The organism is Sorangium sp. So ce302, assembly GCF_051530145.1.
GTDB classification, from domain to species: domain Bacteria; phylum Myxococcota_A; class Polyangia; order Polyangiales; family Polyangiaceae; genus Sorangium; species Sorangium cellulosum_B.
The window spans coordinates 10,760,429-10,780,041 of the sequence record NZ_CP150326.1; the positions used below are offsets into that span (position 1 = coordinate 10,760,429).

22 protein-coding genes and 1 pseudogene are annotated in these 19,613 nt (G+C 72.3%); 5 read left to right on the forward strand and 18 right to left on the reverse strand.

The features are described from left to right. Genes hscB through WME73_RS40750 form a run of 3 tightly spaced genes read left to right on the forward strand, consistent with a single transcriptional unit; the run spans position 1 to position 2,896 of the window. Positions 1 to 537, forward strand: a complete 537-nt coding sequence (hscB, locus tag WME73_RS40740; RefSeq protein WP_437913095.1) for a Fe-S protein assembly co-chaperone HscB — start codon at positions 1 to 3, stop codon at positions 535 to 537. Then, positions 534 to 2,540 (forward strand): Fe-S protein assembly chaperone HscA, encoded by a 2,007-nt coding sequence (gene hscA, locus WME73_RS40745; RefSeq protein ID WP_437913096.1) that lies wholly within the window; start codon positions 534 to 536, stop codon positions 2,538 to 2,540. The genes hscB and hscA overlap by 4 nt, the downstream gene beginning before the upstream one ends. Continuing rightward, positions 2,540 to 2,896, forward strand: coding sequence for a 2Fe-2S iron-sulfur cluster-binding protein (locus WME73_RS40750; RefSeq protein ID WP_437295123.1), 357 nt, complete (start codon positions 2,540 to 2,542; stop codon positions 2,894 to 2,896). The genes hscA and WME73_RS40750 overlap by 1 nt, the downstream gene beginning before the upstream one ends. A 67-nt stretch (positions 2,897 to 2,963) precedes the next feature. Here WME73_RS40750 and WME73_RS40755 read toward each other — a convergent pair whose 3' ends face one another. Next, complete coding sequence (locus WME73_RS40755) at positions 2,964 to 3,239, reverse strand: hypothetical protein (RefSeq protein ID WP_437741649.1); 276 nt, start codon at positions 3,237 to 3,239, stop codon at positions 2,964 to 2,966. Positions 3,240 to 3,478: 239 nt separating this feature from the next. On the opposite strand from WME73_RS40755, the gene WME73_RS40760 reads away from it, so the two are divergent. Then, positions 3,479 to 4,027 (forward strand): DUF4142 domain-containing protein, encoded by a 549-nt coding sequence (locus tag WME73_RS40760; RefSeq protein ID WP_437913097.1) that lies wholly within the window; start codon positions 3,479 to 3,481, stop codon positions 4,025 to 4,027. A gap of 61 nt (positions 4,028 to 4,088) precedes the next feature. Here WME73_RS40760 and WME73_RS40765 read toward each other — a convergent pair whose 3' ends face one another. The 17 genes and pseudogenes from WME73_RS40765 to trxA form a co-directional block, all read right to left on the reverse strand. Next, on the reverse strand, positions 4,089 to 4,715 hold the full coding sequence (locus WME73_RS40765; RefSeq protein ID WP_437295126.1) for a hypothetical protein: 627 nt from the start codon (positions 4,713 to 4,715) through the stop codon (positions 4,089 to 4,091). After that, the gene (locus WME73_RS40770) at positions 4,712 to 5,350 is read right to left on the reverse strand and encodes a hypothetical protein (RefSeq protein ID WP_437913098.1); all 639 of its coding nucleotides are present in this window, start codon (positions 5,348 to 5,350) and stop codon (positions 4,712 to 4,714) included. Before WME73_RS40770 ends, WME73_RS40765 begins: the two co-directional genes overlap by 4 nt. A gap of 161 nt (positions 5,351 to 5,511) precedes the next feature. Continuing rightward, a complete protein-coding gene (locus tag WME73_RS40775; protein WP_437913099.1) occupies positions 5,512 to 5,916 on the reverse strand; it encodes a hypothetical protein in 405 nt (134 codons plus the stop codon). 179 nt (positions 5,917 to 6,095) lie between these two features. Beyond that, positions 6,096 to 7,187 (reverse strand): redox-regulated ATPase YchF, encoded by a 1,092-nt coding sequence (gene ychF, locus WME73_RS40780; RefSeq protein ID WP_437741654.1) that lies wholly within the window; start codon positions 7,185 to 7,187, stop codon positions 6,096 to 6,098. A gap of 111 nt (positions 7,188 to 7,298) precedes the next feature. Then, the gene (locus WME73_RS40785; protein ID WP_437913100.1) at positions 7,299 to 7,562 is read right to left on the reverse strand and encodes a LysR substrate-binding domain-containing protein; all 264 of its coding nucleotides are present in this window, start codon (positions 7,560 to 7,562) and stop codon (positions 7,299 to 7,301) included. A 110-nt stretch (positions 7,563 to 7,672) separates the two neighbouring features. After that, a pseudogene (locus tag WME73_RS40790) lies at positions 7,673 to 8,281 on the reverse strand (LysR family transcriptional regulator); the annotation flags it as partial. 130 nt (positions 8,282 to 8,411) lie between these two features. Further along, on the reverse strand, positions 8,412 to 9,212 hold the full coding sequence (locus tag WME73_RS40795; protein ID WP_437741656.1) for a formyl transferase: 801 nt from the start codon (positions 9,210 to 9,212) through the stop codon (positions 8,412 to 8,414). Continuing rightward, complete coding sequence (locus tag WME73_RS40800; RefSeq protein ID WP_012239950.1) at positions 9,194 to 9,751, reverse strand: hypothetical protein; 558 nt, start codon at positions 9,749 to 9,751, stop codon at positions 9,194 to 9,196. Before WME73_RS40800 ends, WME73_RS40795 begins: the two co-directional genes overlap by 19 nt. Then, positions 9,748 to 10,854, reverse strand: coding sequence for a hypothetical protein (locus WME73_RS40805; protein WP_437741657.1), 1,107 nt, complete (start codon positions 10,852 to 10,854; stop codon positions 9,748 to 9,750). The genes WME73_RS40800 and WME73_RS40805 overlap by 4 nt, the downstream gene beginning before the upstream one ends. A 134-nt stretch (positions 10,855 to 10,988) precedes the next feature. Next, on the reverse strand, positions 10,989 to 12,107 hold the full coding sequence (locus WME73_RS40810; RefSeq protein ID WP_437853148.1) for a DegT/DnrJ/EryC1/StrS family aminotransferase: 1,119 nt from the start codon (positions 12,105 to 12,107) through the stop codon (positions 10,989 to 10,991). Next, positions 12,104 to 12,778, reverse strand: coding sequence for an acyltransferase (locus tag WME73_RS40815; RefSeq protein WP_437741659.1), 675 nt, complete (start codon positions 12,776 to 12,778; stop codon positions 12,104 to 12,106). The genes WME73_RS40810 and WME73_RS40815 overlap by 4 nt, the downstream gene beginning before the upstream one ends. Next, entirely contained in the window at positions 12,775 to 14,373 is a 1,599-nt protein-coding gene (locus WME73_RS40820) for a hypothetical protein (RefSeq protein ID WP_437913101.1), read from the reverse strand. The genes WME73_RS40815 and WME73_RS40820 overlap by 4 nt, the downstream gene beginning before the upstream one ends. A 69-nt stretch (positions 14,374 to 14,442) precedes the next feature. Then, positions 14,443 to 14,715 carry a preprotein translocase subunit SecG gene (gene secG, locus WME73_RS40825; RefSeq protein WP_104985237.1) on the reverse strand — a complete coding sequence of 91 codons (273 nt, stop codon included), beginning with the start codon at positions 14,713 to 14,715 and terminating at the stop codon, positions 14,443 to 14,445. A gap of 98 nt (positions 14,716 to 14,813) precedes the next feature. Beyond that, a complete protein-coding gene (gene tpiA, locus WME73_RS40830) occupies positions 14,814 to 15,656 on the reverse strand; it encodes a triose-phosphate isomerase (protein ID WP_437913102.1) in 843 nt (280 codons plus the stop codon). Continuing rightward, positions 15,653 to 16,888 carry a phosphoglycerate kinase gene (locus tag WME73_RS40835; RefSeq protein ID WP_437741662.1) on the reverse strand — a complete coding sequence of 412 codons (1,236 nt, stop codon included), beginning with the start codon at positions 16,886 to 16,888 and terminating at the stop codon, positions 15,653 to 15,655. The genes tpiA and WME73_RS40835 overlap by 4 nt, the downstream gene beginning before the upstream one ends. Before the next feature lie 4 nt (positions 16,889 to 16,892). Beyond that, on the reverse strand, positions 16,893 to 17,918 hold the full coding sequence (gene gap / locus WME73_RS40840) for a type I glyceraldehyde-3-phosphate dehydrogenase (protein WP_272102749.1): 1,026 nt from the start codon (positions 17,916 to 17,918) through the stop codon (positions 16,893 to 16,895). Positions 17,919 to 18,178: 260 nt separating this feature from the next. Continuing rightward, complete coding sequence (gene trxA / locus WME73_RS40845) at positions 18,179 to 18,502, reverse strand: thioredoxin (RefSeq protein ID WP_272102748.1); 324 nt, start codon at positions 18,500 to 18,502, stop codon at positions 18,179 to 18,181. Between the two features lie 362 nt (positions 18,503 to 18,864). On the opposite strand from trxA, the gene WME73_RS40850 reads away from it, so the two are divergent. Beyond that, the gene (locus WME73_RS40850; protein ID WP_437741663.1) at positions 18,865 to 19,587 is read left to right on the forward strand and encodes a polyprenol monophosphomannose synthase; all 723 of its coding nucleotides are present in this window, start codon (positions 18,865 to 18,867) and stop codon (positions 19,585 to 19,587) included. Positions 19,588 to 19,613: the final 26 nt, after the last annotated feature.

Genomic DNA, 19,613 nt, shown 5'->3' on the forward strand with positions numbered 1-19,613 from the left:
ATGACCGATCCCTTCGATACCCTGGGCGTCGAGCCGCGGTTCGACCTCGACCTGCGCGCGCTGGAGCAGCGCCACCGCGATCTCTCCCGCGCGCTCCACCCCGATCGCTACGCGGGCGCCCCAGCGGCCGAGCGCCGGCTCGCGCTCGGCCGCGCGATCGAGGCGAACGACGCCCTGCGCGTCCTCAAGGATCCGATCCGCCGGGCCGAGGCGCTGCTCCAGCGCGCCGGGGTCGCGCGGGGCGAGGAGGGCGAGCAGAAGGCCTCCCCCGCCCTGCTCATGGAGATGATGGAGTCGCGCGAAGAGCTCGCCGAGGCGGCGAAGGGGCGCGATCCCGCGCGGATCGCGCGGCTCGGCGAGGCGATGCTCGCGCGCGAGCAGGCGACCCTCACGGCGATCCATGGCGCCTTCGCCGCCGCAGGGAATGATCCGGAGCAGCTGCAGGGCGTGCTCGCCTTGCTCAGCGAGCTCCGCTACATCCGGCGGTTCCTCGAAGAAGTGAGCGCCATCGAAGAAGAGCTCGCAGATTTGAAATGACCCTCCTCGAAATTTTCGACCCCAAGGCAAGGCCCAGCCCGATCGGCATCGATCTCGGGACGACGAACTCGCTCGTCGCCCGCGTGCGCGACGGCCGCCCGGTGGTCATCGACGACTGCAATGGAGAGCGGCTGGTGCCGTCGGTCGTGCACTACGACGAGCGCGGCCGCGCGGTCGTTGGCGACAGCGCGCGGCGGCTCGCGCAGAGCCACCCCCGCGAGACCATCGTCAGCGTGAAGCGCTTCATGGGCCGCGGCGCGAACGATCCGGAGACGCGGCGGCTCGGGCCGTACGAGTTCGCGGAGCCGAAGGGCCCCGACGACGCGAAGAGCGTGCGCTTCAAGGTGCGGGACGCGATCGTGACGCCCGTCGAGGTGTCGGCGGAGATCTTGAAGGAGCTCCGCACCTCGGCGGAGCGCGAGCTCCGCTCCGTGGGCGGCGCGGTGATCACGGTGCCGGCGTACTTCGACGACGCCCAGCGGCAGGCGACCAAGGACGCCGGCAGGCTGGCCGGGCTGGAGGTGCTGCGCCTGCTCAACGAGCCGACCGCCGCGGCGCTCGCGTACGGGCTCGACAAGCAGCAGAACGGCCTGTTCGCGGTGTACGACCTCGGCGGCGGGACGTTCGACGTCACCGTCCTCCTGCTCGACAACGGGGTCTTCCAGGTGAAGTCCACGGGGGGCGACAGCTCGCTCGGCGGCGACGACATGGACAGGGCGCTCGCGGAGCGGCTGCTCGACGAGATGGGCGCGACGCGGCGCACGCCCGAGGTGGTGCGGCTCGCGCTCGACACCGCCCGCAGCATCAAGCACGCGCTGACCGACGCGACGCAGATCGAGATCGAGCTGCCCGTGCAGGCGGCCGAGGCGACGGGCGGCCCGGCGTCGAAGCTGGTCACCGTGACCCGCGACGAGCTGAACGCGCTCATCACGCCGCTCCTGGAGCGCACCGGCGTCGCGTGCCGCCGCGCGCTCCGCGACGCGGGCGTCCAGGCCGCGGACCTCGACGGCGTGATCCTCGTGGGCGGCGCGACGCGCGTACCCCACGTGCGCGACTACGTGGCGCGCCTCTTCGGCAAGGAGCCGCTCAAGGACATCGATCCGGAGGAGGTCGTCGCGCTGGGCGCGGCCATCCAGGCCGACATCCTGGCCGGCTCGATGGATCGCGCGGACGAGGTGCTCCTGCTCGACGTGCTGCCGCTGTCGCTCGGCATCGAGACGATGGGCGGCGTCGCCGAGAAGATCCTGCCGAGGAACACGACGATCCCGGCGGGGGCGCGGCAGGTCTTCACGACCTACGCGGACAACCAGACCGGGTTCGATCTGCACATCGTGCAGGGCGAGCGGGAGCTCGCCGCCGACTGCCGTTCGCTCGCGCGCTTCGTGCTGAAGGGGATCCCGCCGATGCCCGCGGGCATGGCGCGGCTCGAGGTGACGTTCCGCGTGGACGCCGACGGCCTGCTCGGCGTGACCGCGCGCGAGCAGACGACGGGGGTCGAGCAGAAGGTCGAGGTTAAGCCGAGCTACGGGCTGACGGACGAGGAGGTCGAGACCATGCTCCTCGCGGCGCTGGACCACGGTGAGGAGGACCTTCTCAAGCGCCGGCTGGTCGAGGCGCGGGTCGAGGGCGAGCGCGTGGCGATGGCGACGCGCAAGGCGCTCTCCGCGGACGCCGATCTGCTCGATCCCGGTGAGCGCGAGGCGATCGAGGGCGCGCTGAAGGGCCTCGACGCGGCGATCCGCGGGGACAAGCCGGGGCTGATCCTGGCGCGCACGGAGGCGCTCGACGAGGCGACGCACGGGTGGGCGGGGCGGCGGATGGACCGCGCCGTGGCCAGGGCGATCGCGGGCAAGCAGGTCGAGGACGTCGAGGCGAAGGTCGCCGCGGCGAAGGGCGTGGACGCGCACCTGGCCGAGCACGGCGGGGACGACGCGAGCCACGCGCAGGTCGAGGCGGGCGGCGCTGGCGCGGCGAAGGCCGGCGTCGAGGCGAGGAGGAGCTGATGGCCAAGGTCCGATTTCTGGCGCACGGACGCGCGTGGGAGGTCGAGGCCCCGGTGGGCTCGTCCGTCCTCCAGGCGTCGAAGTCCGTGGGCGCGCCCGAGGGCGACGCGTGCGGCGGCGTCTGCGCGTGCTCCACCTGCCACGTCTACGTCACGAAGGGGCGCGAGCTCCTCAGCGAGGCCGAGGAGGACGAGGAGGACATCCTCGACAAGGCCTTCGACGTCCGGTCGACGAGCCGCCTCGGCTGTCAGGCGAAGATCTTGAAAGACGGCGATATCGAGGCGGAGATCTCCCGCGAGAGCCTCGACGCTTTCTACAACGAGCACCCGAACGTGAAGGATCCGCGCAAGGGCTGAGCCCCCGGCGCGGGCCGAGCAGCGCGAGCCGCCCGGCGCGATCAACCCGCAACGACGGCGGGGACGGCTACGGCGGCGGCCTCACCTTCGCGGTCGCCGGCTTCGGCTCGCGCTGCGAGGGCGGCGGGCGGCGGAGCTTGTCCAGCTCGGTGCTCGCCTCGGTGGCGATGCGCCGAGCGATGTGGGCGAAGGCCGAGGCGGCCTCCCTGGCCGGCGGTGTCGAGACGATCGCGACGAGGTGCTGCGCGGCCGTCTTCCTGCCGATGGGGACGAGGAAGAAGGTCAGGGCGGCGAGGAGGAAGACGACGCCGTTCGTGAGGCGCTTGAAGAACTCGCCGACCACAGGCGCCAACCGTAGATGGAGCGATCGGCCGGGGCCCAGTTCTCGGGAGCCTTTTGCCCTTCCAGTCGGAGGCGATCACCTGCTCGCTGCGCCCCTTGCCAGAGCGCCCCGACCTCACGACAAACGGCGGGCGGCTCGACCGGAGGCGCCGAGCCGTGGAGCGCGGCCGTCGCGGGACGATGGAGCGCTCGGCGCGGCCGCGCGGTCGTGGACGACCGCCAGGACAAGGAGGGAAGGAGATGCTCAAGCCTGTTCTATTCACCATCATGATGGCGGCAGCGTCCTTGCCGGTCTCCACAGCTGCAGAGGGGCAGCGCCCGGCAGGGGAGCAAGCCCGAGCCAACCAGATCAAGCTCAACGAATCGGATCGGGAGTTCGTGGAGGAGGCCGGCCAGGGAGGGCTGCTGGAGGTGCGGCTCGGGCAGCTCGCGCAGCAGCGCGCCGCGAGCCCGGACGTGAAGCGCTTCGCGCAGCGGATGATCGACGACCACTCGGCGATGAACAAGCGGCTCGCGGCGCTCGCGCAGCAGAAGGGCGTGCCCGTGCCGCAGGAGCTCTCTCAGGAACAGCGCGAGGAGGTCGACGAGCTGTCCAGGAAGACAGGGGCCGAGTTCGACCGGAAGTACATGAGCGAGATGGTCGACGACCACGAGGACGACGTCGAGGAGTTCAAGGAGGCCACGAAGGAGGCGAAGGACGCCGACGTGAGGCGCTTCGCCGCCACGGGGCTGCCGCTGCTGCGGGAGCACCTCGCGATGGCGAGGCAGGTCTATGACAAGGTGAAGTAGACGTGGCTGCGCGAGCGCGCCGGCCCTGCGCGGCGTGGCCGGCGCACGGCGGCCGGCGCGCTCAGGCGACGACGCGCGCCGCGCGCTCGGGCCTCTCCGCTGGCGGCGGGGTCGTCCTCGACCTCGCCGCGCCGCGGACGGGCGCGAGCTTGCCCCGGAGCTTCTGATACGCGGCCGTGTCGACGGGCTCGCCCCGGACCCAGGTGCGGATGAACGGCGCCACCCCGGACTCCCAGGCGGCGCCGAGGCGGAGCGCGAGGAACTCGCCGTAGAGCGCGGTGAAGAGCGTCTCGAGCTCCTCGATGAGGTACATGCGCTCGTAGAACTGCTCGTCCGCGGCGTCCTTGACGACGCTCGGGATCTTCACGCCCGAGAGCGAGAACGCGTCGGCGTTGAACAGGAAGGCATACTCGAGCTCTCCGCGCGTGACGCGGACGCGCGCGTGCGACGGGAGCTTGCCCTGGCGCAGCGCCTCGTGGGCCTCGGGGGCGCTGCTCGGCGCCGCGCCCTTGAGCCGGCTCTGCTCCTTCTCCTGGACGAGCGTGATCTGCCCCTCGAGCCAGAGCTCGCAGACGCCGAGGGCGTCCAGGGAGAAGCGGCCCTCGAAGAGCTCGCTCTCGAACCAGAGCCAGACAAGGAATTCGCGGCCGACGAACCGGCGCTGCTCGATCAGCTCAGCGAGGCTCACAGGGCACCTCCAAGGGTCGAGTCAGCGTGGAAGACCGTGGGTTTGAGCAGCTCGAACGCGGCCAGCTGCTCGGCCGACAAGCCGAGCTCACGGGCAGCGGTATACGGGCTCTCCGGCACGAGATCGAGCTCGAAGGTCTCTTCGAAGAGCTCCGAGAGCCCCTCGTGCGCGCGCGGCGACTGGTTCCAGAACCGGACGACGCCGGCCTCCAGGTTCCAGGACAGATCCACGACCTTCATCACCGGCATGAGCTGCGCGCGGAGCTTCCTCGACACGACGGCCCGGAGCTCCTCCTTCTCGCGCCGCCCGAGCTTTTCGCGCCCGCGCTTCGCGAGGTGCTCCCGCTCCGCCTCGGCGAAATGCGCCTTGAAGAGCGCCGAGGGCACCTGCCAGCGATCGGTCCTGAGCCCGAGGTTGATGTACGAGTTGAAGAAGATCTTGCCGTGATCGAGCTCGCAGTCGAGCGGATTCTCGATGGAGCACCACCCGGCGCGCTGCTCCGCGTCCTCTTCGACCGTGAGCGGCCGGAACGCGCGGAGCTGGATTCGCTCGACGAACCTGTCGCGGAACCCCTCGGTGAGCTCGCCGCGGACATAGAACTTCGAGAATGAGATGGATCCTTTGAGTGCGCCCAAATGATCGTCCTTTCGTCCCGTGAAGGCGAAGGAGGTAGCCGAGCGGATCCAGGGGGTCAAAAAACCGGACGTGGCGCCGCGGCCATCGGCGCGATCGTCCAAAGAACGGCGACGAACGGCGACGGTTCCGGCCGCCAGGCGGGCTGGGCAGTGGGGCGCGGTCAGAGCGGCTGGACCAGCGGCGGGCGCAGCCAGCGGCCCGAGAACGGGCCAGTGAGGTAAAAGCGATAGTGAAGGAAATACGGCTGCTCGTCGGGCCCACAGAAGACGACGGTGGATCGCAGGAAGCGGCCGAAGACGTCGTCGCCGGGCTCCGCAGATGGCCTGTGGCCGATGGCCGGCGCGGGCACCGCTGGAAAGCGGGGCGGCGTGCCCTCCGAGAACCCGCGCGGCAAATCGCATAGCGCGGGCGGAACAGGCGCCCGCGCCGCGCCGCCGCCCGGGTCCGGGGCGCCCGCCTCCTCGGGCGGGACGTCGGTGGCATCCGCGACGCAGCCCGCCGCGGCGCTCCCCCACGAGGAGAGGAGAACCAGCACACACCACGCGCCGACGCTCGCCCTGGGCACCGTCCTGCCTCCGTCCGAGAAGCGCGAGGTCCGCGGAGCGCCGGCGGTCGTGGCCGGCACACCGCGCCTGCGCGAACGCCGGAGGAGCAACGGCGGTGCCGCGCCGCCCGCGAAGCAGGGGCGCACCGGGCGCGCTCAGGGAGAGCGACGGCGGCGGGCGCGCTCGTGGGACGGACGGTTCAGACGTTGAAGAGGAAGTGCGCGACGTCGGCGTCCTGGAAGACGTACGTCTTGCCCTCGACGCGCAGCTTGCCAGCGGCGCGGATGGCGGCCTCGGTCCTGTGCTCGACGAGGTCGTCCACCTTGTAGACCTCCGCCCGGATGAAGCCCTTCTCGAAATCGGTGTGGATGACCCCCGCGGCCTGCGGCGCCGTACACCCGATCGGGATCGTCCAGGCGCGGATCTCCTTGGGACCGGCCGTGAAGTAGCTCTGGAGGCCGAGCAGCCGGTAGGCCTCGCGCGCGAGCGTCGAGAGCGCGGGCTCCTTCATGCCGAGGCTCTCGAGCATCTCCTTGCGCTCGTCGGGCGCGAGCTCGTTCAGCTCCGCCTCGAGCTTGCTGCAGACCGGCACGACGCCGCTGCCCTCGGAGGCGGCCCGCTCGCGCACCTTCGTCGCGAGCGGGCCCGTGCCGGAGACGTCGGACTCGTCGACGTTCGCCACGTAGAGGACCTTCTTCGCCGTGATCAGGCCGAACGTCTTCACGACCTTCCGCTGCTCGTCGTCGAAGGAGAGCCCACGGACGGGCTTGCCGGCCTGGAGCGCCTCGAGGCACTTCTCCATGAGCGCGATCTTCGGGAGGAGCTCCTTGTCGCCCTTGGCCTGCTTCCGCGTGCGCTCCAGCATCCCCTCGAGGGAGCCGAGGTCGGCCAGCATCAGCTCCGTCTCGATCGTGTCGATGTCGCGGAGCGGGTCGACCCCGCCGTCGACGTGCACGACGTCCGCGAGCGTGAAGCAGCGGACCACGTGGAGGATGGCATCTACCTCACGGATATGACTCAGGAATTTGTTCCCGAGCCCCTCGCCCGTGCTCGCGCCGCGCACGAGCCCGGCGATGTCGACCACCTGCACCATGGCGGGGATGATCTTCTCGGTCTTGATGAACTTCGCGAGCGTCGTGAGCCGGTCGTCAGGGACAGGGACGGCGCCGACGTTGGGCTCGATCGTGCAGAAGGGGTAATTCTGCGCCTCGGCCTTGGCGGCCGTCAGCGCGTTGAACAGGGTGCTCTTGCCCACGTTGGGCAGTCCGACGATGCCAACCTCGACGCTCATGGCGCGCACGTCTAGCACAGGCAGGGTCGCGCGGCCCGGCCCCGTGGGCAGCACCGCCGCAGCGCCAAACGCCAAACGAGATTCCCGGTTTGCCCGCGCCGCCGTCCGCCGTCAGCGCCGCGCGCGGCCGGGCGCGCGGAGGGCGCCGACGAGGTGGTCGACGAACGCGCGCACCCGCGCGGGCAGGAAGCGCGACGGGAGGTACACCGCGACGACCTGGCGGCGCACCGAGAGCCACCCGGCGAGCACCTCGCGCAGCCTGCCCGCGGCGACGTCGGGCGCGGCGAGGTACGCGGGCAGCTCGGCCAGGCCGAGGCCGGCGCGCGTCGCCTCGAGCACGGCGAGGACGCTGTCGCTCGAGAAGACCGCGGGCAAGCCGCCGTCGCCGCGGCGCCGCCGGGCTCGACGAGACGAAACGCGACGTGCGACGCGCCGCCCGCGCCGTAGCGGAGCCCGGCGTGTGATCCGAGCTCCGCCGCGGCGCGCGGCGCGCGGTGGCGGCGGAGGTAGCCCGGGCTCGCGTAGAGCCCGCGCCGGTCGTCCTCGAGCGGCCGCGCGACGAGCTCGGCCGGGAGCGCGGAGAGCATGCGCACCGCGACGTCGATGCGCTCCTCGACCAGATCGGCGAGCCGATCGCCGCAGCGGAGATCCACGGTGACGCCCGGGTGCTCGGCCTGGAAGCGCGCGCAGAGCGGGGCGACGCGGCACGCGCCGTAGACCGCGGGCGCCGCGACGCGCAGCGGACCGCGCACCGCCTGGTCGCGCGCGGCGATGTCGCGCTCGAGCGACTCGACGTCGGCGAGGAGCTGCCGGCCGCGCGCGACGTACGCTTCGCCGAGATCGGTCAGCGAGTCCCGGCGCGTCGTGCGCTGCACGAGCTGCACGCCGAGCCGAGCCTCGGCGTGGGAGACGGCCTTGCTCACCGCCGAGGGCGTGAGACCCAGCCGCTCGGCCGCCGCGGAGAACGAGCGCAGATCCGCGATCGCCACCAGGAGCCGCAGGGCGTGCGCGGCCTCGGACGGGTCGATCGATGAACCGAGCTCACGAATCCTCGCCTTCACGCGCCGATTGTACGCTCCGGGGCTCAGGTTCACCGGTCGCGAAGCGCCGCGCGAAGGAGCCGCCGGATGAGGGCGCGCGGCGGGTCATCGACCCGGGGCCCCGGCGAGGGGGAGCATCTCGCAGCCGAGGAGCCGGCGGTGCGCGTGCGATGCGGGGGCGTGATCAGCGGGCGAGCGCCCGGAGCCGCCGCGCCGCGATCGCCGCGATCGCAGGGTGCAGCACGAAATGCTGGCGCCCCGCGTCGGCGGCCTGGGGGGCAGGCGTCAAGGTCCCGTCGCGCAGGCCGCGCACCGCGCGACACATGAGCTCGAGCCCGACGCGCTCGACGCGCCTCATCACGGCCGGGTGGTCGTCTCCGGGCTCGAGCGCGAACCGCTCGACCAGCAGGACGGGCCCTGTGTCGACGCCCGTGTCGATGAGGTGCACGGTGACCCCGAGCTCGGGCGGGCCGTCCTCGAGGAAGGGCCACAGCGCGACGTCCATGCCACGGTACCTGGGCAAGACGCCCGCATGGGCGTTGAGGACACCGATCCTGGGAATCGCCAGCAGCGGAGCGCGAAGCAGGCCGCCGCCCGCGAACACGATCAGGTCGGGCGCGGCGGCCCGGAGCGCGGCGAGCGACCGGTCGTCGTTGTGGTTCTGGACCACGTGGAACCGCGCGCCGATCGCCGCAGCGACGTCTCGCAGGGACGCCCCCGGGAGCCCCTCCTCGGCGGCGATGTCCCGCACCGATCGCTCCCCCTCGCGAGGGGACGAGAGGCTGCCGACCAGGACCTTGCCGGTGACCTTGGCGAGCACGCGGCCGGGCGTGGTGAGGCGAAGCTCGTCGCGGAGCCGGTCGAGCTGGTAAGGCGCTCGCAGCAGGACGTCGGTCAGCTCGATGCCGTCGGTGCGACCGAGCCGCCACGCGAGCAGCCGCGCGTACATGCTTGTGTGCACGGGCGCTAGGAGCGCGATGCGCATTGCGCCTCCAGCTCCGCGAGGGCGGATTCGACGTCGCGGAGCGCCGCAGCCCAGTCCGCGGCGACCTCGGGTCCGACCCGCCGCGACATCCCCGGCGCGAACCGATCCGCGAGCTTGAGGGCGGCGTTGAGCAGCCGCCAGTCGCGGCGCGCTGGTGCCTGCCGCGCGAGCAGCGAGCAGACCGCGGCGCGCTCACGCGCGACGCCGGCGCGATCCTGCGGCGGCTCGATCTCCGCCAAGGCGTCGCCGCGACGCAGCTCGACATGACGAAGCAGCCGCTCGAGCTCCTCGGCTCCCCGAGCGTCGCCTGCGGCGAGCGCCGCCTCGATGTCGGCGCACGCGCCAGCGCGCCACCGGCGCTGCTCCAGCGCCGGGCGGAGGGCGCCCTCGGCGCGCGCCGGCGCGGCGCGGGTCACCCCGGACGCCGCCCGTCGCAGCGCGGCCTCGAGGCGGCTCCGGCGCTCGCGCCCCCGGGCGGGATCATCGAGCCACACCGCGGCGGCGCGGACGCCCGCCAGCACGCGATCGCGCAGGGTCACGGCAAGCCCCCGTCGATCGCGATACGCACGCTGCTCCCGTCCAGCCCCACGAGCGCCTCTCCGCTCAACCAGAGATCGTCCTGACGCAGATGTCCAGACGGCAGCGTGAGGACACCGTTCTTGAACAACCAGTAAGGACTCCATCGATCCTTGCGGAAGCAGGCGAGCTCCCGCCAGGTGATCCCGTCGCGGCTCGCGAGGACGGCGGCCGTGTCGCGGTGAACCCCGGCGCCGCGCTCGACGACCGTGAGCGCGATGAGCACCGGACCTGGGAGCTGGGCCCCGTGCCACGCCGAGGCGGGGATCGCACAGCCCACCTCGAGGGCGAGCGAGCGTCGATCGGCGCGGCATGCATGGTTCTGCGTCACCTCGGAGTCGGTCAACCAGCACACGTGGTCCGCGGTGAAGAACAGCTGCACGGCGCGCCAGCGCTGCGTGCCGTCCCCGAACCTCTCGATCGTGCGGAACCAGTCGCGCGTTCGCCACAGGTAGCACTCGCCGTCGAGATCACCGGTGGTCACCCACGCCGCGCCGACGTCGAACGGGTCAGCGAAGATGCCATGAACATGCCGCACCGACCCCGCGGAGAACTCGTGGGCTACATCGACGCGGTCGCCGTCAGGGGCGACCCGGTGAACGCGCACCGGACCACGGCGCTCGTTCCTCGTGTACTCGCCGAGGTACGCGGCGCCGAGAGGGTCCTCCGCGATCCCGCGGTGCAGGACGCAGTCGCCAGCGATCGCGCCCAGCGGCGCCGGATCGCGCCCCTCCTCGAGCCGGTAAATCGTCCCCGCGCGAACCCCGATGACGACTCCGCGCGACGTGCGGTACACATTGCACTTGTCGGCGCGCGCCGCCCGGACGAGCAGGCGCTGGAACGCCATGGCGTCACGCGGCATCGCCGCGGGAAACCGGCAAAACGGCTCGAACGCGCCGACGCCGCGGGCGCGGCGCAGCACGACGCGCCCATGGCTCGCCCAGACCGTGCCGTCGGCGTCGAGGTGGTGCACGGTCGAGACCGCCGGAGCCCGCTCCCGTACAGAGACCCCCAGCGCGAGGTGATCGCTGGAAGGAGTCGGGGTGATGGCGCGAGCCGGCAGCATCGTCAGCGCGGCGCACGCTAGCACCCGCTCGCGCGATCCGGCAAGCCGAAGCCCGGCGCCATGGCGCACGCGCGCCGCTCTCGACGCGAGGTGCAGCCGAGGTGCCTTGACGCCGCTGCGCCGAGGCGCCCGGCTCAACCGAAGAACGAGGCGATAGCGGCCGCCACGCGGGCGACCTCCTCGCCCGTGAGCTCGGGAAAGATGGGGAGCGCGAGCGTGTCGCGCGCCGCCGCCTCAGCGACCGGAAGGGAGCCCTCCGGCGGGCCAAGGCGCGCGAAGCAGGGCTGGAGGTGGAGCGGCGCGGGATAATAGATCTCGGTGCCGATGCCCTGCTCCGCAAGCGAGCTCCGCAGCGGATCGCGCAGAGAGGCATCCTTCAGGCGAATCACATACTGATTGAACGTGCGCCCCGCAGCGCCGGCGTCCGGCAGCGCGAGGGGCAGATCTCGCCCGCCGAGCAGCGCGGCATACCGCGCGGCGTGCTCGCGCCGCCGCTCGAGGAGCGCGTCGAGCCGCGGGAGCTTGCGCCGGAGGAGCGCCGCCTGGAGCGCGTCGAGCCGGAAGTTGCCGCCGACGCGGGTGTGATGGTGCTTCTTCCGAGCGCCCTGCGCCCTGAGCGTCCGGACGCGCTCCGCGAGCTCGTCGTGATCGGTGGTCACGAGCCCGCCATCGCCGAAACCGCCGAGGTTCTTGGTCGGGAAGAACGAGAAGCACCCCATGAGCCCGAGCGCCCCGGCGCGGCGGCCGCCGCGCTCGGCGCCGAACGCCTGGGCCGCGTCCTCGATGACCGGCAGGCCGCGGCCGCCCGCGATCGCGAGGAGCTCGTCCATGGGCGCGCAGCCGCCGAAGAGGTGGACGGCGAGGATCGCCCGGGTGCGCTCCGTCACGGCGCGCGCCGTGGAGGCGGGGTCGAGGTTCAACGAGCCAGGGAGCACGTCCGCGAAGACCGGCGTGGCGCCGGTGCGATGGATGGCGCCCGCGGTCGCGAAGAACGTGTAGGCGGGACACACGACCTCGTCGCCCGCGCCGACGCCGAGCGCCATCAGCGCGACGAGCAGCGCGTCGGTGCCGGAAGAGACGCCGATCGCGTGCCGGACGCCGAGGTACGCGGCGCACTCCGACTCGAAGGCCTCGACCTCCGGACCGAGGATGTAGTGGCCGCTCCGGAGGACCGACTGGAACACGGCGGAGAGCTCGTCCTGCATGGCGAGATCGCCGCGGGCTCGATCGAAGAAGGGAACAGGCGCGGTCATCCGTCGGTGTCCTCCGCGGAGAGGGGATCGCGGTAATGGCGCGTGGCTGCGGCGCGGGTCGTGGCGAGCGGCGCGTCCTCGTCGAGGTCGAGACAACGGACGATGTCGCCGCGGCGCTCGTAGCGATAGCCGCTCTCGGGGCAGCGCAGGAGGCCGTCGCGCGAGGCGACGAGCTTGTGACCGTGGCGGCTCATCCAGCCGGTACGCCGGGCCGGCACGCCGGTGACGAGCGCATAGTCGGGCACGTCGCGCGTGACGACCGCGCCGGCGCCGACGAACGCATGGCGCCCTATCGTGACGCCGCAGACGATGGTGGCATTGGCGCCCACGGTGGCGCCGCGACGGATGCGCGTCGTGTCGAGGAACGCGCGACGGTCGATCGGGGCACGCGGGTTGACGACGTTGGTGAGCACCGCGGACGGGCCGAGGAACACGTCGTCCTCGACCAGCGTGCCGTCATAAAGAGACACGTTGTTCTGGATCCGGACGCCATCGCCGATGACGGCGGTGCCCGCGACGAAGACGTTCTGGCCGAGGACGCAAGCGCGGCCGATCCGCGCCCCCGCCGAGACATGGCAGAAGTGCCACACCTTCGTCCCCTCGCCGATGTCGCAGGGCTCGTCGATGCACGCAGACGGGTGCGCGAAGAAGGGCTTTGCGGGCTCGCTCATGGCGCCCTGTCCGCCGGGTGCGCGGGGCCCCTGGAGCCACCCTCCGGCAAGGCCCCGAGCGCGCCGCCTGCCGGCACCGGCCAGATCCCCCAGGCGCCGCGCGTCGCGAGCGGCGGGCCGGCGAAATCGATGACGGGCGGCCTGACGCGCCCGATGAGGTAGGCGGCGCCCAGGCCGGCGGCGCGGCGCGCGAGCGAGGCGGGGTCCTCGAAGCTCGAGCGGACAGGCGGATCACGGGGATCGATCGAGCGATCGGGGTGCACCCCCTCGGGACGCCCCAGGGCGGCGAGCGCCGCGAGGTGGCCATAGTCGACGACCTCGAGGAGGAGGGGCGCGGAAGGAGGCGTGAGCTCCGCGGCGGCGCGGCCGATGGCGACCTCGTCCCTCCGCGGATTGAAGTGCTCGCGGCGCAGGTGCGGGCGGAAGAGGGCGCCGAGGGCCAGCACCACCAGCAGCGCGCCGCCGAGGGCGCGCCGCGCGCCGGCCGAGGCGCCCCGGAAGGCGCGCGCCGAGAGATCTCCGACGGCGAGGGCGAGCAAGAGCAACGCGAGGAGGGTCGCTCGCTCGGGGTGGTGGGTGGGCGCGCCGTCGCGCACGAGGGCGAGCGAGAGCGCCGCGATCTGGAAGGCGGCGACGGCGCCGGGGAGCGCGTACGGACGGGCCGCGCGAAGGAGCGGCGGAAGCGGTCGGGCTGCCCCCGGCGCAGCGCCGCGGCGGGCACGCCATGCGACGAGGGCGATGGCGATGGGCCACCCGAAGAGCTCCGGCTCCTCGCGGACCATCGCGGCAGGGTACGCGAAGAGCCGCAGCAGCGAGCCGTCGCCGCCCGGGCCGATCGCGTTGCGGTAGGAGGCGACGCGGGCCAGGAAATGCAGCGCGTCGCCGTGAGCGACGCGGTTCCACGCGATCCACGCGGCGGGCCCGGCGAGCGCGACGAGCGCGGCGAGCGCGAGCTTCGCCTGCGCGCCGCGGCCCTGGCCGAGGCGGGCGGCAGCGAGCAGCGCCATCGCCGCGAAGGCGACGGCGACGGACCAGGGTTCGTAGCGGGAGAGCGTCGCGAGCACGAGCGCGACCGCGCCAAAGAGGGCGCGCCCAGCCGGGGGCGCAGGCCCGGCCGGCGGCGTGACGAGCGACGCCACCGCGAACAGCGAGAGGGCGGCGGTCGGCAGCTCGGGGACCGTCGCCACGCCGAGGCAAGCGCTCCAGGGGAAGGCGCCGGCGAGCAGCGCGCCGGCGAGCGCGGCGCGGCGGTCACCCGTGATCCAGCGGGCGGCGAGGTGGACGAGCGCGGCCGAAGCTAGGCCGAGGGCGAACGCGATGGCGCGGGCGACCTCGAGGGTCGGCGCGAAGAGGCGCCCAAGAACGCAGAAGAGCGCGCCGTTGAGCCAGAAAGGGACAGGCAGCCAGCTCGTCCCCGTCGGGTCGAGCCGGGGCGCGTGGGCCCACGCCTGCGCGAGGACCACGCGCGCGAAGTCGTCATCGCTCACCGCCCGGAAGCCGAGCGCGAGGACCAGGGCGGAAACGACCGCCTTGGCGAGGGCGACGAGGGCAAGGTCGCGCGCGAAAGGGACGGAGACGGCCGACGCCGCCTCCACGGACGGCCTCGCGTCGAGCGCCCTACCCGCTTCCCTCCCCGGCGCGGGGGCGGGCCCTAGCACGCGAGCCTACTTTTCCTGGGATTTCTCGAACTCGCGCAGCTCGCGGTCGCCTGCCGACGAGAGGTAGGCGAGCGACACGCTCGTCGCCATGAAGACGGCGGCGCAGATGGCCGTGAGGCGGGTCATGAAGTTGCCGGCGCCGCGGCCGCCGAACACCTGCGCCGTCGCGCCGCCCATGGCCGAGCCCATCCCGCCCCCGCGGCCCTGCTGGAGGAGCACGACGAGGATCAGGAACAGACAGACGAACACGTGCACGATGTTGAGGAACGTGTGAAGCATCGGCGTCTTTCAGCTGGGTGAGTCTGGACCGCGCGAGGGGTCCAAGGGGCAAGTGGGCAGGCCGGCGCTCCCGCGGCGAGACGGGAGCGGCCTGCGATCTACCCCTGTTCCGCGCGCTCCGCCAGTCGGTGAGCGGCGTCGACGATCTTGGCGAAGCCAGCGGCGTCGAGCGAAGCTCCGCCGACCAGCGCGCCGTCGATATCGTCCTGGGCGAGCAGCGCCTCGGCGTTGTCGGCCTTGACGCTGCCGCCGTAGAGGATGCGCGTGACGCCCGCGAGGTCCTCCGAGGTCTTCGCGAGCAGGCCGCGGATGAACGCGTGCACCTCCTGGGCGTCCTCGGCGCGCGCGACCTTGCCGGTCCCGATCGCCCAGACCGGCTCGTAGGCGATGACGCCGAAGCCGGGCTGCTTCGCGAGCTCGTCGAGGACGGCGCGGACCTGCCGCTCGACCACGGCGAGCGTCTCACCCGCCTCGCGCTGCTCGAGCGTCTCGCCGACGCAGACGATGGGGCGCAGCTCGGCGGCCATCGCCGAGGCGACCTTCCGGGCGACCGACTCGTCGGTCTCGGCGAACAGCTGCCGCCGCTCGCTGTGCCCGAGGATCACCCAGGTCGCGCCCGCGTCCTTGAGCATGCCCGAGGAGACCTCGCCGGTGAACGCCCCGGAGACCTCGGCGCTCATGTTCTGCGCGGCGATGCCGACCTCGCTCTTCGCCTCCGCGAGCTCGTGGGCCACGGCGGCGATCGCCGTGAACGGCGGAGCGACCACCACCTCGGCCCGGGTGAGCTCGCGCGTCGCCTTGGCGACGGCCGCCGAGAGAGGACACGCGTCCTGGCCCCCGGCGTTCATCTTCCAGTTGCCGGCGATGAGCGGACGACGCGAGGCCGCCCGCGGGGCGGCGCCCGCCTCCGCGGACGTGCCCCCATCGTTCCCGGGCTTCACTCGCTCACCTCGGCCGACCGGAGCGCCTCGACGCCCGGGAGACGCTTGCCCTCGATGAGCTCGAGCGAAGCGCCGCCGCCGGTCGAGATGTGATCGAAGCCCTTGGCGATGTGCTCGCCGGCCTGCTTGACCGCCGCCGCGCTGTCGCCGCCGCCGACCACCGTGAAGCCGGAGGCGCCGCTCATGATGCGCGCGACGTCGAACGTGCCCTTGGAGAAGGCCGGCGTCTCGAAGAGGCCCATCGGGCCGTTCCAGAACACCGTCTTCGCCCGCTCGATCGCCTGGCCGAACTGCTCGATCGAGCGGGGGCCGATGTCGAGCGCCATCGTGCCCTCGGGGATCGCGTCGACGGACGCGGGCGCGCCCTGCGTCGCGTCGATGCTCGTGGCGACGACGGCGTCGACGGGCAGGAGGAGCTGGATGCCCCGATCGCGCGCCTTGCTCATGATCGTGCGCGCCAGCGGGAGCTTGTCCTCCTCGATCCGGCTCTTCTGCAGGTTCTTGCCCTGCGCGGCGAGGAAGGTGTTCGCCATCGCGCCGCCGATGCACAGGGTGTCGACCACGTTGAGGAGCGCCTCGACGACGTCGATCTTGTCGGAGACCTTGGCGCCGCCGAGGACGGCGACGTAAGGCTTCTCCGGGCGATCGACGAGCCGGGTCAGCGCCTTGAGCTCCTTCTGGAGGAGGAGGCCGGCGGCGCGCTCGCGCATGAGGCGCGGCAGCGCGTGCACCGACGCGTGGGCGCGGTGCACGGCGCCGAAGGCGTCGTCGACGTAGACGTCGCAGAGCTCGGCGAGCTGGCGCGCGAACCCCTCGTCGTCCTTCTCCTCCTCCTCGTGGAAGCGGAGGTTCTCGAGGAGGCAGATCTGGCCCGCCCTGAGGTCGTAGATGACCTTCTTGGGCGAGTCGCCGACACAGTCGTCCGGCAGGTGGACCTCGTAGCCCGTGAGCTCACTGAGCCGCCCCCCGCACGGCTCCAGCGAGAGCCCCTCGGTCTTGCCCGGCTTCGGGCGGCCGAGGTGCGACGCGAGGATCACCTTCGCGCCCGCCTCCATGACGAGCTTGATCGTCGGGATCGCCTCGCGGATGCGCGAGTCGTCCGTGATCTTGCCCGTCTTCTTGTCGAGCGGGACGTTGAAGTCGACGCGGATGAAGACGCGCTTGCCGCTGAGGCCAGCAGCGTCCCCGGCGGCGGCGAGGTCTTCGACGGAGCGGATTCCGGTGAGCTTCACGGCGCTAGACGCCCTTCCTCGCCACGAGCTGCGCGAGGTCGATCATGCGGTTCGAGAAGCCCCACTCGTTGTCGTACCACGAGAAGATCTTCGCGAAGCGATCGCCGAGGACCGACGTCATGGTCGAGTCGAAGGTGCTGGACGCGGGCGAGCCGATGAAGTCGCCCGAGACGAGCTCCCGATCGGTGTAGTTGAGGACGTCCTTCATCGGCCCCTGCTCGGCGGCCTGCTTCATCGCGGCGTGGATGCTCTCCTTCGTGATCGGCTTCTCGGTCTCGAGGGTGAGGTCCACGAGCGAGACGTCGACCGTGGGGACGCGGATCGCGAGCCCGTCGAACTTGCCCTTGAGCGCCGGGATGACCTCGGACAGCGCCTTCGCGGCGCCGGTGCTCGAGGGGATCATGTTGACCGCGGCGGCGCGCGCGCGGCGCAGGTCGCCCTTGCGGTGCGGGATGTCGAGCAGGTGCTGGTCGTTCGTGTACGAGTGGACCGTCGTCATCAGGCCGCGGACGATGCCGAAGTTGTCGAGCATCACCTTGGCGATGGGGGCGAGGCAGTTCGTCGTGCAGGAGCCGCACGAGATGACCGTGTGCTTCTGCGCGTCGTAGAGCTCGTCGTTCACGCCCATCACGACCGTGAGGTCGTGGCCCTTGGCCGGCGCGCTGATGATCACGCGCTTGGCGCCCGCGTTGATGTGGCCGGCGGCCTTCGCCTTGTCCGTGAAGAGGCCCGTGCACTCGAGGACGATGTCGACGCCGAGGCTCTTCCACGGCAGCTCGGCCGGATCCTTCAGCGCGAGGACCTCGATCTTCCGATCGCCGATGCTGATGTGCTTGTCGCCGTGACCGACCTTCGCCGCCTTGAACTCGCGGTGGATCGAGTCGTACTGGAAGAGGTGGGCGAGCGTCGCCGGATCCGTCAGGTCGTTGATGGCGACCAGCTCGATATCCTTCACGCCGCGCTCGTAAAGCGCGCGGACAATGCAGCGTCCGATGCGCCCAAAACCGTTAATTGCGATCTTCGTCGCCATCACGAACTCCTGGGAAAGTGGCCGGCGCGAGTCGTAGTCACCTCGCGCGCGACGGTCAAGCAAAGCCTCAGCCACGGGGCGCCGGCGACGTGGAGCGCCGGCGACGGCGGGGCCGCGGCCGGCTGGCCGGAGCGGCGCCTCGCCGGGAGGGCTTTCGGTCGGTATTTGGGGTGGTTTCGGTCTGTGGGAAGGGGAGCGCCGGCGCGCTCGGGCTCTGTCGCGCCGGGCGCTGTCACGCCGGCGTCACGCGCGGCCGCGGATCAGACGCCGAGCTCCCGGAGGAGCTTTTCCTTGCTCGCGACGCCGGTGTACGAGCCCGCCTTCTCGCCGCCCCGGAACAGGATGCACGTCGGAACGGCGCGGACGTTGTATTTCTGGGCGAGCTTGGGCGCCGCGTCGATGTCGAGCTTGCCGACCTTCAGCGTGCCCTGGGACTCCTTGGCGATCGTCTCGACGATCGGCGCGAGCTGCTTGCAGGGTCCGCACCAGGTGGCCGTGAAGTCCACGAGCACCGGGATCGGGGAGTTGATGACCTCGGACTCGAAATTCTCGTTGGTGAAGGTGACGACGTGCTCGCCTGCCATGATTGTCTCCGTCGGTGCCGCGCTGTTCATGTTCGGGGCCGCGCCTGTCGTGCGCGGGGCGCGCCCCGTGAGTTGACCGAGGCCGCGCCGGCCTGTCGGCCCGATGCAGAGCGGACCGCCCTGTCGGGAAAGGAAAGTACCCGGCGCGCACGCCTCCGGCAACCCACAAGGCGCTCGCGGCGCACCCGCGGAACCTTCCGCCTGCGCCGTCGTTTTGGTAGATCGCCCGGCGCCGGAGCGCCCGTGCTGGCCCACGCAGCGGAGGCCTGAGCGCGAGCGGACGCCCGCGGACCTGGCGCGCGACGCTGCACGGCGCGCACGATCCCGCGTGCGAGCGCCCGCTCGCGCGGCGCCGAGCCAGGATGGCCCCCCGAACCCTCATCATCACGCCGACGTACAACGAGCGAGACAACCTCGCCGAGTTCGTGAGCTCCGTCCTCGCGGCGGCCCCGGAGGCGCACGTGCTCGTCGTCGACGACGCGTCGCCCGACGGGACAGGCGCCCTCGGCGACGAGCTCGCCGCGCGCGACGAGCGCGTCCGCGTGCTCCACCGGGCGGCGAAGCGCGGGCTCGGCACGGCCTACCTGGAGGGCTTCCAGCGCGCCCTGGACGGCGGCTACGACGTCGCGTTCGAGATGGACGCCGACCTCTCGCACGACCCGCGCCACCTGCCGGCGTTCCTCGACGCGATCGCGCAAGGCGCCGACGTCGTGCTCGGCTCGCGCAACATGCCGGGAGGCGGCGTCGAGGGCTGGGGCCTCGGGCGGCACGTGCTCTCGAAGGGCGGCTCCCTCTACGCGCGGACCATCCTGGGCGTCGGCATCCGCGACCTCACGACCGGCTACAAGGCGTTCACGCGGCGCGCGCTCCTCTCGCTCGATCTCGGCAGCGTGCGCTCGAACGGCTACGCGTTCCAGATCGAGACGACCTACCGCGCGCTGCGCAAAGGGCTGCGCGTGGTCGAGGTGCCGATCGTGTTCGTCGACCGCCGCGCAGGCCGCTCGAAGATGAGCCGCCGGATCTTCGCCGAGGCGATCGTCGAGGTCTTCCGCCTGAAGCTCGACGCCGCGCGCGGTCGCATCTGATCGCGCGGCCCCGGAGCGCGAGCGCG

What these genes read in the sequence shown, in the direction of transcription:
- WME73_RS40850 (WP_437741663.1), top strand. Translation starts at nt 18,865, where the DNA reads ATGGCCCCCCGAACCCTCATCATCACGCCGACGTACAACGAGCGAGAC.
- WME73_RS40810 (WP_437853148.1), bottom strand. Translation starts at nt 12,107, where the DNA reads ATGACCGCGCCTGTTCCCTTCTTCGATCGAGCCCGCGGCGATCTCGCC.
- secG (WP_104985237.1), bottom strand. Translation starts at nt 14,715, where the DNA reads ATGCTTCACACGTTCCTCAACATCGTGCACGTGTTCGTCTGTCTGTTC.
- WME73_RS40750 (WP_437295123.1), top strand. Translation starts at nt 2,540, where the DNA reads ATGGCCAAGGTCCGATTTCTGGCGCACGGACGCGCGTGGGAGGTCGAG.
- hscB (WP_437913095.1), top strand. Translation starts at nt 1, where the DNA reads ATGACCGATCCCTTCGATACCCTGGGCGTCGAGCCGCGGTTCGACCTC.
- WME73_RS40805 (WP_437741657.1), bottom strand. Translation starts at nt 10,854, where the DNA reads ATGCTGCCGGCTCGCGCCATCACCCCGACTCCTTCCAGCGATCACCTC.
- WME73_RS40815 (WP_437741659.1), bottom strand. Translation starts at nt 12,778, where the DNA reads ATGAGCGAGCCCGCAAAGCCCTTCTTCGCGCACCCGTCTGCGTGCATC.
- ychF (WP_437741654.1), bottom strand. Translation starts at nt 7,187, where the DNA reads ATGAGCGTCGAGGTTGGCATCGTCGGACTGCCCAACGTGGGCAAGAGC.
- trxA (WP_272102748.1), bottom strand. Translation starts at nt 18,502, where the DNA reads ATGGCAGGCGAGCACGTCGTCACCTTCACCAACGAGAATTTCGAGTCC.
- WME73_RS40760 (WP_437913097.1), top strand. Translation starts at nt 3,479, where the DNA reads ATGCTCAAGCCTGTTCTATTCACCATCATGATGGCGGCAGCGTCCTTG.
- hscA (WP_437913096.1), top strand. Translation starts at nt 534, where the DNA reads ATGACCCTCCTCGAAATTTTCGACCCCAAGGCAAGGCCCAGCCCGATC.
- gap (WP_272102749.1), bottom strand. Translation starts at nt 17,918, where the DNA reads ATGGCGACGAAGATCGCAATTAACGGTTTTGGGCGCATCGGACGCTGC.
- WME73_RS40795 (WP_437741656.1), bottom strand. Translation starts at nt 9,212, where the DNA reads ATGCGCATCGCGCTCCTAGCGCCCGTGCACACAAGCATGTACGCGCGG.